Source organism: Pseudarthrobacter sp. NKDBFgelt (assembly GCF_046097905.1).
GTDB lineage: Bacteria > Actinomycetota > Actinomycetes > Actinomycetales > Micrococcaceae > Arthrobacter > Arthrobacter polychromogenes.
Map to the genome: position 1 here is coordinate 1 of NZ_JBJURL010000101.1, position 12,185 is coordinate 12,185.

Sequence of the window (12,185 nt, forward strand, 5' to 3'; positions counted from 1 at the left end):
GGGCGGACGCCCTGGGCGCGGAGCACGGCCTCAGCCTGGCCGGCCGCCGTGCCGTTGCCCACCAGGATGCCCAGGGGGCGGCGGCCCAGCTCCCTGGCTACCTCGCTGACGGCCTCCCCGATCCGGGCGGCATCGTCAATGGTGGAGTAACTCAGGCAAGCGCCCGCCCCTTCCACCGGGCTGGCCACGGGTGCCGATCCGGTGGCGATGACCAGCTGGTCGTAGGCGAATTCCATGCCGTCCGCGGTGGCCACGGTGCGGTTGACGGCGTCGATGTGGCTTGCCGGCTGGCCGAACCGGACCGAGACCTGCGGCAGCAGCGCCAGCTCCAGCAGTTCCTCCGGGGTGTCGTCCCGGTTGCTCAGCACGGTGATGGTGCCGGTGAAACGGGCCCGGTCCAGCTGGCTGACAAGCGCCTGGGCAGCAGGACCCGCCCCCGCGATGACGATGCGGGTGGCGGTGGAGTTGGATGGGGAGGGTGCCGGAGCGGACATGTGCTGGCCCTTTCGCTGGCGGCCGGGAGCGGCCGGAACTTCGTGATGGAACCCAGCGTAGGCGCGTGCTTTTTCCGGCGTGTTTCCCCGCAGTTGCTGTTTAAAGGCACGGTGTTCGCCAGTTTTTACCGGCCGGTAACAGAACCCGTGACCTGCCTCTCATCCGCCAGTTGTCCGACACATTTGCCCTGTGCCGCTGCCCGTCGGTGCTGTTCGTCCCGGAATTCCTAGACGCGGATACGGTAGCCGCGCTTCACCACCGTTTCCACCAGGCGGCCGTCAGGCAGTGAAGAGCGGAGACGGCTGACGGTCATGTCCAGGGCATGGACGGAACCGCGGAGTTCCAGCAGGTCGGAGAGCGATTCCCGGGACAGGACCGCGCCGCCGGCACCGAGCAGGGCCCGCAGGAGCAGCAGCGGTGCAGGGGCGAGTTCCACCGGCTGCCCGTTGATGCGCAGGCTGCGGCCGCGCAGCTCGATGTTGCCGGACCTGGTGTCCAGCCGGCGCACGTGGTTGAGCGCGAGGTGCTCGCACACCAGACGGATCAGCGCCCCCATCCGGAAGCGTTCCGGGATCAGCGGGGTCACGCCGGCGTCCAGCAGGGGCTGTGCCGTGACCGGACCCACCACTGCCGTGGTGACGTTGGTCTTCAGGCTCTCGATCAGCTGCTTGTAGACGCCCATTTCGTGGGCGGTGCTCCACATGGCATCCACCGCGGGTGCGCTGGTGAAGGTGAGGACGTCCAGGTTCCCGCTGCAGGCAGCCTCGATGAGCCGGGGGAGCCGGTCCTCGCCGTCGGGCTTCACCCAGCGGTACGGCGTGACTGTCAGGACGGTGGCGCCGGACATGCGCAGGCGTTCCAGCTGCCGCACGTCGGTGTAGCCGTGCAGCTGCACGGCGACGGTTTTGCCGCGCACGCCCTCGGCCAGCAGCATGTCCACCAGTGTTGCGGTGGTTTCGTCGCTGCTGATTCCGACGTCGGCAAGGCCGGCGGCGCGCACCGCACCGCGGGCCTTGGGTCCGCGGACGAACATCCGGCAGGCGCCCAGGGTCTCAAGCAGCTGCTCGCCGATACCGAAGGAATCCGCGGCCTCGCACCAGCGCCGCATCCCGTAGGCGGTGGTGGCGATGCAGAGATCCGGCCTGGCCGCGATGATGGCCCTGGTGTCGTCGATGAGCCGCATGTCCTCCTGCACGGGTGCGATTTTCAGGGCGGGGGCGTGAAGGACTTCCGCTCCGCGGCGTTCCAGCGCCTCGATCAGGTCCTGGGACCGCCGGTGCGAGGTGACACCGATGCGGAAACCCTCCAGGGGAGCCTCTGCGGCGTCGGGTGCTTCTTCAGGCGTTTGTTCGACCTGCGGTGGTTCGGCCGGTGCAAGTGCAGTCATGGGGGTCAATCCTTTCACGAACCCAGCAGCGAGGCCGCCAGCCTGTCCAGGTCGGCCGCGGCCTCAGCATGCCCGCGGTTGGCCTCAGCCACCCGGACCACCTCGCCGATGACCAGCACGGCAGGGTTGCTGCACCCGGCGGCGGCGGAGGCGATGGTGCCCAGATCCGCGATGGTGGTGCGCTGGCCAGGGCGGTAGCCGCGCTCCACCACGGCCATGGGCATGTCAGCCCGCATTCCGGCCCGGCGGAGTCCGGCAGCGAGCTGGTGGAGGGTTCCGATGCCCATCAGCACCACGATGGTCCCGCCCAGGCCGGCAAGGTGCTGGTGCTCTTTTTCGGTCAGCGGGGCGTGGCCGGACACCACGGTGAACATGTGGCTGACCTCGCGGTGGGTGACGGGGATGCCCGCGGCAGCGGGGACGGAAATGGCGCTGGTGACGCCGGAGATAACGCGGACCTTGACGCCGGCGGCCACGCAGGCGGCAACTTCCTCGCCGCCGCGGCCGAAGACATACGGGTCTCCGCCCTTGAGGCGGACCACGTTGTTGCCGGCCAGGGCGCTTTCCACCATGAGCTTCTCAATGTCGCCCTGGCTTACCTTGTGGTGGCCGGGCTTCTTGCCCACGTCCACGAGTTCGGCCGAGGTGAGCGACGGGAGTTCCTGGTATGGGGCGAGCCGGTCGTAGAACACCACATCGGCGTCGCGGAGGGCCTTGACCGCGGCGACGGTGAGGAGCTCGGTGGTGCCGGGGCCGCCGCCCACCAGGGTGACGTGGCCCGGGGTGCCGGCAGCCGGCTCAACAGCGACCGGAATGCCCGTGTCCCGGCAGCGGCCAAGGAGGGAGTCCCAGCCGGGCTGTCCGTCGTCCACAGCTGCAACCAGGAAGGGGCGTTCGGGCAGCGGGCCGTCGTGCGCCGCGCCCTGCGGAGTGCTGAGGCGGTAGACGACGGCGCCGGCGGCTTCGTAGCGGCGGACCGCCTGGCGGGCAGCGTGCTCCGAACCCGTCACCAGTACTTCACGGCCGGTGAGATCAATGCTGAGCTGCATGCCTATACCTCGTTCTCGTTATTTGACCGGACCGGGATGGAGGCCCCGATGAGGACTGGCTGCTGGCCGGCTGCCGCCTTCTCCTCGGCGGTGGCGGGGCGCATCTGGCCGCGCTCGTCCGGGACGAAGGTGATGGAGTCGTCCTTCTGGTCGGGTGCGTTGACGAAGGAGCGGAAGCGGCGCAGCCGCTCGGGGTCCTTCAGGGTGTCAGCCCACTCGTCGATGTAGGTATCCACGTGCTTGGCCATGGCCGCCTCGAGGTCCGCGGCGATGCCCAGGGTGTCCTTGACCACCACGTCCTCAACGTGCTTGATGCCGCCGTCGAGCTCTTCCTGCCACCGCGCGGTGCGCTGCAGCCGGTCTGCGGTGCGGATGTAGTACATGAAGTAGCGGTCGATGTACTTGATCAGCGTTTCGTCGTCGAGGTCCTTGGCGAGCAGCTGGGCGTGGGCGGGTGTTGCGCCGCCGTTGCCGCCGACGTACAGGTTCCAGCCGTCCGCGGTGGCAATGACGCCTACGTCCTTGCCGCGCGCCTCGGCGCATTCCCGGGCGCAGCCGGAGACGCCCATCTTAAGCTTGTGCGGGCTCCGCAGGCCGCGGTAGCGCAGTTCCAGCTGGATGGCCATGGCCACGGAGTCCTGGACGCCGAAGCGGCACCAGGTGGAACCGACGCAGGACTTCACTGTACGAAGGCTCTTGCCGTAGGCCTGGCCGGATTCGAAGCCGGCGTCCACCAGCTCCTTCCAGATTTCCGGCAGCTGCTCCAGGCGGGCACCGAACATGTCGATCCGCTGGCCGCCGGTGATCTTGGTGTACAGGTTGTACTTTTCGGCGACGGCGGCGATCACGCCGAGTTTCTTGGGGGTGATTTCGCCGCCGGCGATGCGGGGGACCACGGAGTAGGTGCCGTCCTTCTGCATGTTTGCCAGGGCGCGGTCGTTGGTGTCCTGCAGGGTGCCGCGGCCGGCGTCCAGCACGTAGGCGCTGTTCTGGCTGGCCAGGATGTTGGCGATGGTGGGCTTGCAGATGTCGCAGCCCGCGCCGGTGCCGTACTTGGCCATGATCTCTTCGAAGGAGGTGAGTTCCAGGACGCGGATGGCGTCGAACAGTTCCTGGCGGGACAGTTCGATGTGCTCGCAGAGTGCCTTGGAGACCTCGACGCCGGACTTGGTGAGTTCGGTTTCCAGCAGCTTCTTGAGCATAGGCACGCAGGAACCGCACTGGGTGCCGGCGCGGGTGCAGCCCTTCAGCTCGCCCAGTTCCTGGACGGGGGCGTTGCCATCGCAGGCGCCGCAGCCGTTGATGGCATCGCGGATGCTGCCGGCGGTGACGTTGTTGCAGGAGCAGAGGGTGGCGTCGTCCGGAAGTTCCGTTTCGGGGGCTTCGCCACCGCCTGCCGCGGTGAGGAACGCGCCGGGCTCGGCCGGAAGTTCGCGGCCGAGGAGCGGGCGGAGGCTCATGTACGGTGAGGCGTCGCCCACGAAGATGCCGCCCAGAAGGGTCTTGGCATCGTCGGTGGTGACGATCTTCTGGTAGACGCCGCGGGCGGGGTCGGCGTACACGATTTCGAGGGCGTGCTCGGTCCTGGCGAACGCGTCGCCGAAGCTGGCCACGTCCACGCCGGACAGCTTGAGCTTGGTGGCGGTGTCGAAGCCGGGGAACGTGGCGTCGCCGCCGTGCAGCCGGTCGGCCACAATCTCCGCCATGGTGTTGGCGGGGGCCACCAGGCCCAGGCACATGCCGCCAAAGTTGGCCACCTCGCCGATGGCCCAGATGCCGGGCACTTCGGTTTCGCAGTAGTCGTTGATGACCACGCCGCCGCGGGGACCCAGGCTGAATACCTGTTCCTCGCCCTCGGCGGCGCGGAAGAGTTCGTCACGGGGCCGGACGCCGATGGCCACAATGACCATGTCTGCTTCGATGATGCGGCCGTCCGCCATGAGGACGCCCGTGACCTGGCCGTCGTCGTCGGACAGGACTTCCGAGGGGAAGACGCCGCCGTGGACCTCGAAGCCCTTGGCCTTGATGAGCCGTCCCATGGCCTGGCCGGCACCTTCGTCGAGCTGCGTGGCCATCAGCCACTGCGAACCGTCGATGACGATCGGGTTGGCACCCAGCTGCTCCGTGCCGGCGGCGGATTCGAGGCCAAGGAGGCCGCCGCCGATGGTGACTGCGTTGACCTTGCGGCCCAGCTTCTCTTTCAGCCCGGCGATGGCCTCGTTGATGGCCCATACGTCTTCGAGGGTGCGGTAGACGTGCGTGTGCTCGGCGCCAGGGATGGGCAGGCGTGCGGCGTTCGAGCCGGTGGCCACCACCAGCTCGTCGTAGCCGAAGGTGTTGCCGGCAGCCGTCTCCACGGTCTTGGCTTCGGCGTTGATCCTGATGACCCGCTCGCCGGTCTTGAGCTCCAGGGACGGGTGGTCCCACATGGAGGCAGTTCCCAGCGTAAGGTCCACGTCCTTGTCCGTGAGGGCCTTGGAGAGGGCAACGCGGTCGTAGGGAAAATGGGCTTCCTCAGTGAGGACCGTGACATGCCAGCCATCGAGGCCACGGGCATGCATTGCGTCCGCAAAACGGTGGGCCGCGGGGCCGCCGCCGGCGACGACGATGCGGCGCGGAGTCTCTGTGCTTGAAGTCTGTTCGGTCACTGATGGGCCTTTCGCATGGGCCGCAGTGGAACTGCAGCCTTCTCTGTCGAGCTGTCCATCCAGACTAGGGAGACGCAGTTTCGCTTCAGTTTCCCAATTGTTTCGTCAACTTAACTTCTGCATCACGAACGCATTTCCGGCCGTGTGAGGTGTCTTTTACGCGCCGGACACATTCACTGCACGCCTCTGAAACACCCGGAGCCTAGCGTGGTTCACGGCTGCAAAGGCGGCCCACTGAGAAGGATTACCCGCACAGGGAGAGGAGCCGGACATGACGGCAACACTGGAACTTGGGGCACTCGAAGCCGGCCTTGACGAGGCGGTATCCGGGATCACGGGCGGCTGGCACAGCGTTTGCCCGGTGGCGGACCTGGAAATCGCCTGGGGCGAGGCAGCCCTGGTTGCGGGACGCCAGATTGCCCTTTTCCGCACCGGCGCCACCGAAGTTTTCGCGGTAGCGCATGAGGACCCTGCCACGGGAGCACATGTCATGGCGCGTGGGATCCTGGGCTCACGCGGTGAGCGCCCCACCATCGCCTCGCCGCTGCACAAAGAGGTCTACGACCTTGAAACCGGTGAATGCTTCAGCACGCCCGGCCTGGCCATTGCCACCTTCCGCGCCCGCATCAGCGACGGCATGGTCGAGATTGAGCTGTAGCGGCTAGAGCCCCAGCGCTTCGCTGACATCGCGGAGCACTTCGTCCAGCGCCGCCCGCGCCGACTGCCGGGCGGCCGGCAGTTCCGCGGCAGAACCCACGTGCTGGATTACTTCGAGGTAGCACTTGAGCTTGGGCTCGGTGCCGCTCGGGCGGATGATCACGCGCGTCAGGTCCCTGGTGACGTACAGCAGTCCGTCCGTGGGCGGCAGCTGGCCGCTGCCCTCGGCCAGGTCCGTGTACACCTCAACAGCGGATGATCCGAACGTTTCCGGCGGGGAGACCCTGAGCCGGTTCATCATCGCGTCCAGGAGCCCCAGGTCCGCAACCCTGATGCTGAGCTGGTCGCTGGCGTGCAGGCCGTGCTGCAGGTAGAGCTCGTCCAGGGTGTCAAAGACGGTCTTGCCGTCAGCCTTGGCGGCTGCGGCGAGTTCCGCGATCAGCAGGGCAGCCGAGATCCCGTCCTTGTCCCGCACCAGATCCGGCGCAACACAATAGCCCAGGGCTTCCTCGTAGCCGTACACCAGCCCGGGAACCCGGGAAATCCACTTGAACCCGGTCAGCGTCTCCTGGTGGGCGTACCCGGCCGCTGTGGCGATGCGGGCCAGCAGCCGGGAGGACACGATCGAATTGGCGAACACTCCCTGGGCGCCTTCTTCCGCGCCGTCGTCGTCCTTTCCCTTGCCCACGGCGATCCGGGCGGCCACGTGAGCTCCCAGGAGCGCCCCCACCTCGTCCCCGCGGAGCATCCGCCAGGCGCCTGTGTCAGGGTCTTTTGCCGCAACGGCCGCCCTGTCGGCGTCGGGATCGTTGGCAATCACAATGTCTGCCCCCAGCCGTTCGGCGGACTCCAGTGCCAGGTCCAGGGCGCCGGGTTCTTCCGGGTTGGGGAAGCTGACGGTGGGAAAATCCGGGTCCGGCTCGGCCTGCTCCGCAACCAAGGTGATGTCCTTGAAACCTGCGGCGTTCAACACCGCCAGCGCGGTCCCGCCGCCCACGCCGTGCAGGGGAGTCAGGACGATGCTGAGGTCACGGGCAGGGAACTCGCCGGGCATGGCCAGCGCGGCAGTGGAGCGTTCGTAGTCGGCTGCAAGGGACCCGTCCAGGACAGTCCAGCCGGAGGGGGCAAGGGCAATCGAATCCAGCGGTCCCACCGCGTTGATGCGGGCGGCGATGGTGGCGTCGTACGGGGCAACGATCTGTGCGCCGTTGCCGTTCTCCGGCACGGCATGGCGTCCCAGGTACACCTTGTACCCGTTGTCCTGCGGCGGGTTGTGGCTGGCGGTCACCATCACCCCGCCGTCGCATTCCAGCGCCCTGACGGCGAAGGCCAGCAGGGGAGTGGGCAGCGCCGCAGGCATCAGGAACGTCTCTATCCCCGCTGCCGTGAAAATTGCCGCGGTTTCCTCGGCAAAGATGTCCGAGTTGTGCCGGGCGTCATAGCCGACGACGGCGCGCGGCCGGGTTCCCGGCGATGACTCGCCCACGGACGAGAGCAGGAAGTCCGCCAGGCCGGCGGCGGCCCGGCGCACCACCGCCCGGTTCATCCGGTTCGGGCCCGGACCCAGTGCCGCCCGGAGCCCTGCCGTGCCGAACTGCAGCGTCCCGCGGAAGCTGTCCTCAAGTTCCTGGCGGGCTGCCGGAACGCCATTCTCCACCAGCCGGATGAGCTCGAGGAGGGAGGTCGACGTCACCGGATCCGGGTCTTGGGCAGCCCACGCGCGGGCATCATTGAGCAGGCGGATTTCGGCATCGGAAGACGTCATGGGCATAACGCTATCGTCATTGGCCCGCCACTTCTTCCAACCGCGGCCACGAAATGCCTGTGGCAGGCACGCCGCACGGGACCGCGACCCGGGTCAGAGCCGGGCGATGATCCCGGCCAACAGCTTCGAAATCCGCGGTCCGGCAGCCTGCCCGGACTCGATGACTTCCTGGTGGCTCAACGGCTGGGGGCTGATGCCCGCGGCAAGGTTGGTGACCAGCGAGATGCCGAACACCTCCATGCCCGCGTGCCGCCCCGCGATGGCCTCCAGCGCCGTCGACATGCCCACCAGATCGGCCCCGATGCGCTTGGCGTACTGCACCTCGGCGGGCGTCTCGTAGTGGGGGCCGGGGAACTGGGCGTAGATACCCTCTTCCAGGGTGGCGTCGACCTCACGGGCCAGGCCGCGGATCCGGGGCGAATAGAGATCCGTCAGGTCCACGAACGTGGCGCCCTCCAGCGGCGAGGCGGCGGTGAGGTTGATGTGGTCGCTGATCAGCACAGGGGTGCCCGGGGTCCAGTTTTCCTGGAGCCCGCCGCAGCCGTTGGTCAGCACCAGGGTTTTGCAGCCGGCGGCCGCCGCGGTGCGGATGCCGTGCACCACCGCGCGCACGCCCTTGCCTTCGTAGTAGTGCGTCCTTGCCCCGAGCACCAGTGCCCGCTTGCCGCCCGGGGTCAGGACCGAGCGGATGGTGCCCACGTGTCCTTCCACCGCCGGGGCGTGGAAACCGGGGACCTCGTCGGCGGACAGGGTGGCGGTGGTCTCCCCGATCAGGTCGGCTGCCTCGCCCCAGCCGGAGCCAAGAACCAGGGCGACGTCGTGGCTGTCCACGCCGGTTTCCTCGGCGATGTAGTCGGCTGCGGCACGCGCGGCGGCAAAGGGATCGGTGTTCAGGAAGTCAGTTGTACTCACTGGTACAAGCTATCCTGCCGTCCCTCATGCCGCCCACCCTGGGCCGGTTTTCCCGAGAGACCGTTTTCTTTGGCGGTGCGGGGGAGTTGCAGGAGAATGATTGTTTGTGACTACGCATCCAGATTTCAGTTCCCCCCGGATCGCAATCCTGGGAGGTGGTCCGGGCGGGTACGAAGCCGCCATGGTGGCCGCCTCGCTGGGGGCGCAGGTCACCATCATCGAGCGTGCAGGACTGGGCGGATCGGCCGTGCTGACCGACGTCGTCCCCTCCAAGACCCTGATCGCCACCGCGGACCTCATGACCCGTGTGGGCGAGGCAGGCGAGCTGGGAGTGAAGTTCGACGTCGACGGCGGCGACTTTGTGCCCGTGATGCGCGCCGACCTCAAGCACATCAACGACCGTCTGCTGAACCTGGCCCGCAGCCAGTCCAAGGACATCCACGACGGCCTGGAGAACCTGGGAGTGCGGATCCTCACCGGGTCCGGCCGGCTGCTGGATGACCGGACCATTGAAGTCCTCACGGCGGACGGCACCGAAACCGTCGAGGCGGACACCATCCTGCTCGCCGTGGGCGCCCATCCGCGCGAACTTCCCACCGCACGCCCGGACGGCGAAAGGATCCTCAACTGGACGCAGATCTATGACCTCGATGAGCTGCCCGAGGAACTGATTGTGGTGGGTTCCGGTGTCACCGGGGCAGAATTCGCCTCCGCCTACAACGGACTGGGATCCAAGGTCACCCTGATTTCCAGCCGTGACAGGGTGCTTCCCGGATCCGATGTGGACGCGGCAGTAGTACTGGAGGAAGTCTTCGAACGCCGCGGCGTCCGGGTCCTGTCCCGCTCCCGCGCCGAGACCGTGGAGCGGACGGACGACGGCGTGGTGGTCACCCTCAGCGACGGGTCCAAGGTGACCGGCAGCCACTGCCTGCTGTGCCTGGGCTCCATCCCCAACACCGCAGGGATCGGCCTGGAAGAGGCCGGCGTGGCGGTCAGCGAAAGCGGCCACATCAAGGTGGACGGCGTATCACGCACCTCGGCCCCCAACATCTATGCCGCCGGTGACTGCACCGGCGTGCTGCCGCTTGCCTCCGTGGCGGCCATGCAGGGCCGCATCGCGGTGGCGCACTTCATGGGCGACACCGTCACCCCGCTCAAACTGCACCAGGTGGCCTCGAACATCTTCACGTCACCGGAAATCGCGAACGTGGGCGTCTCGGAAGCTGAGATCGATTCGGGCAAGTACCAGGGCGACATCATCAAGCTCTCGCTGCGCAGCAACGCCCGCGCCAAAATGCGGAACCACCGCGACGGCTTCGTGAAGATCTTTGCCCGGAAGGGCTCCGGCACCGTGATCGGCGGGGTGGTCGTAGGACCGAACGCCTCGGAGCTGATCTTCCCCATCTCCATCGCGGTGAAGCAGAAGCTGCACGTGGACGACGTCGCCAGCACCTTCACCGTCTACCCGTCACTGAGCGGATCGATTTCCGAGGCGGCGCGGCGCCTGCACGTCCACCTGTAAGGGCGCGTCGGAATCCACCAGATTCCAGGCCCACGCGAGTCTGGACCACTCCGCGCGGCGTGCATAGACTCCTCAAAGGAACGGCCGGGAATTCCATCAGCGGATTTTCCCGGCCGTCCCTGCACCAGCCATCAGAAGGGTAGGCAGAAGCAATGTCAACAGCACTCGTGAGGCCGCGCAGCGGCAAGATCATTGGCGGGGTGTGCGCGGCCCTGGCAGCCCGCTTTGGGCTCCCGAAGTTCCTGGTCCGGTTGGGCTTCGTGATCTTTGGCCTGGTGGGGGTCGGCGAACTTGCCTACATCGTGCTCTGGATCCTCATTCCCAAGGCCCCGGCCTAAGTATGTGCGTACCGGGGACGTTGTGCCCTACTGCTCCATCGCACCCTGCAGGCACAGTGGAGCATGGCTTCTATTTACATCGCCTACGGGAGCGTTGAAGGGCAGACGGCCCATATCGCGGAGTACATCGCCGATGTGATCCGGGCGCACGGGCACCACGCTGAAACCGCGGACCTCAAGCATTCTGCGGACACCGTTCCGGACGGACACGACGGCGTCATCGTGGCGGCGTCGGTGCACATTGGCAAGCACGAGGGCTACGTTGCGGACTTTGTCCGCAAGAACCGCAGCGAACTTGATCGATTGCCGTCCGCCCTGGTCTCGGTCAGCCTTGCCGCCCAAGGGGATGAGGCCAGTGCGGAGGGCTACGTGGAAAAGTTCGAGGAGGAGACCGGCTGGCACCCCCGCCATGTAGCGATGTTCTCCGGTGCGCTGATGTACACCCACTACAACTTCCTGAAACGCCAGATGATGAAGAAGATCGCCAAGGACAGGGGCTCCCAGGATCTGGACACGTCCCGCGACTACATCTACACCGAGTGGGACGGCGTGAAGCGCTTCGCCGAGGACTTCCTGGCCGGGGTCACTCCTCCAGGCTTCACCCCGTGAGAACCCCCGCGGCCGTACCCGTCCTGTTCCTGGCTGCGTCCGCTCTTCTTGGCGGGTGTTCGCAGCCCGGGAACCAGGGTGCGCCGGCACCCGGGACCTCCACCGGTGGGACCAGCCCTGCCTGCGACCTCATCACGCCTGAAATTGCGGCGAAAGTCGTACCCGGGATTATGCCTGTAGGCCAGAACAGCAGTGACAGGCCGCCCGGGAGCAAGGCCTACCTCTGCACGTATTCGAGCAAGTCCATGGACGGAGGCATCACGGCCCTGTCGGTGGCACTCACCTCGCCCGCCTCGTCGCAGGACATCTCCACAGCGAAATCGGCGCCCGACTGCTCACCCGTCACCGGAATCGGTGACTTCGCCTGCCTGCAGTGGACCGGCTACTTCCGGGGCGAGGCCGGGGGCGCCTCCGCGAACGTTGTCCTCACGGCTGTCCGGGGCGACGAGACGCTCGAAATGCCGTACGTCACCTCTGCGCCCATGAACGGCGCTCCCGCTCCCGACGGCGATGCGATGGCCCGTGCGCTCGCACAGGCAGCAGTGGACGCCGGCTGGGGCAACGGCAGCCCGCTCGGCGTTCCCGCGGCCCCAGCCCCAGCCTCCTAGTCAGGCGGCCTGGACCGCCCGGAAGTGTTTTTCGATGAGCCCCTTGATGTCCTCGTGGCAGCCGCCGCAGCCGGTTCCGGCACGCGTTGCCTTGGACACCTCGGGCACCGTGGAGCAGCCCTCCTCAACGGCGCCCTGGATGGCGGCTCCGCTGACTCCGGCGCACCGGCAGACGGTGCCGGCGGGATCGGCGGT

Annotated in this window: 12 protein-coding genes; 5 read left to right on the forward strand and 7 right to left on the reverse strand. The window is 67.4% G+C overall.

Features of this window, described 5'->3' with window-relative positions:
- From ACKAE7_RS18955 to nirB, 4 genes are all read right to left on the reverse strand, one after another.
- On the reverse strand, positions 1 to 494 hold a 494-nt coding region (locus ACKAE7_RS18955), incomplete at its 3' end, for an FAD-dependent oxidoreductase (RefSeq protein WP_408980003.1).
- 227 nt (positions 495 to 721) lie between these two features.
- On the reverse strand, positions 722 to 1,882 hold the full coding sequence (locus tag ACKAE7_RS18960) for a uroporphyrinogen-III synthase (RefSeq protein ID WP_188809247.1): 1,161 nt from the start codon (positions 1,880 to 1,882) through the stop codon (positions 722 to 724).
- A gap of 14 nt (positions 1,883 to 1,896) precedes the next feature.
- Positions 1,897 to 2,931, reverse strand: coding sequence for a uroporphyrinogen-III C-methyltransferase (gene cobA / locus ACKAE7_RS18965; RefSeq protein WP_188809248.1), 1,035 nt, complete (start codon positions 2,929 to 2,931; stop codon positions 1,897 to 1,899).
- 2 nt (positions 2,932 to 2,933) lie between these two features.
- Entirely contained in the window at positions 2,934 to 5,579 is a 2,646-nt protein-coding gene (gene nirB / locus ACKAE7_RS18970; protein ID WP_408980004.1) for a nitrite reductase large subunit NirB, read from the reverse strand.
- A 271-nt stretch (positions 5,580 to 5,850) separates the two neighbouring features.
- Here nirB and nirD point away from each other — a divergent pair, with 271 nt between their 5' ends.
- A complete protein-coding gene (gene nirD, locus ACKAE7_RS18975; protein WP_408980005.1) occupies positions 5,851 to 6,237 on the forward strand; it encodes a nitrite reductase small subunit NirD in 387 nt (128 codons plus the stop codon).
- A gap of 3 nt (positions 6,238 to 6,240) precedes the next feature.
- On the opposite strand, the gene ACKAE7_RS18980 is transcribed toward nirD, so the two are convergent.
- Together ACKAE7_RS18980 and ACKAE7_RS18985 are read right to left on the reverse strand one after the other, a co-directional pair.
- Entirely contained in the window at positions 6,241 to 8,001 is a 1,761-nt protein-coding gene (locus ACKAE7_RS18980; protein ID WP_408980006.1) for a phospho-sugar mutase, read from the reverse strand.
- Between the two features lie 93 nt (positions 8,002 to 8,094).
- Entirely contained in the window at positions 8,095 to 8,913 is an 819-nt protein-coding gene (locus ACKAE7_RS18985; RefSeq protein WP_191034258.1) for a purine-nucleoside phosphorylase, read from the reverse strand.
- A 106-nt stretch (positions 8,914 to 9,019) separates the two neighbouring features.
- Here ACKAE7_RS18985 and ACKAE7_RS18990 point away from each other — a divergent pair, with 106 nt between their 5' ends.
- The 4 genes from ACKAE7_RS18990 to ACKAE7_RS19005 all read left to right on the forward strand — a co-directional run bounded on the left by ACKAE7_RS18990 (position 9,020) and on the right by ACKAE7_RS19005 (position 11,990).
- Positions 9,020 to 10,435, forward strand: a complete 1,416-nt coding sequence (locus ACKAE7_RS18990) for an NAD(P)H-quinone dehydrogenase (protein WP_188809253.1) — start codon at positions 9,020 to 9,022, stop codon at positions 10,433 to 10,435.
- Positions 10,436 to 10,587: 152 nt separating this feature from the next.
- On the forward strand, positions 10,588 to 10,773 hold the full coding sequence (locus tag ACKAE7_RS18995; protein WP_104185318.1) for a PspC domain-containing protein: 186 nt from the start codon (positions 10,588 to 10,590) through the stop codon (positions 10,771 to 10,773).
- A 63-nt stretch (positions 10,774 to 10,836) separates the two neighbouring features.
- Entirely contained in the window at positions 10,837 to 11,382 is a 546-nt protein-coding gene (locus ACKAE7_RS19000) for a flavodoxin domain-containing protein (protein ID WP_408980007.1), read from the forward strand.
- A complete protein-coding gene (locus tag ACKAE7_RS19005) occupies positions 11,379 to 11,990 on the forward strand; it encodes a hypothetical protein (protein WP_188809255.1) in 612 nt (203 codons plus the stop codon). Before ACKAE7_RS19000 ends, ACKAE7_RS19005 begins: the two co-directional genes overlap by 4 nt.
- Here ACKAE7_RS19005 and ACKAE7_RS19010 read toward each other — a convergent pair.
- On the reverse strand, positions 11,991 to 12,185 hold a 195-nt coding region (locus ACKAE7_RS19010; protein ID WP_408980008.1), incomplete at its 5' end, for a (2Fe-2S)-binding protein.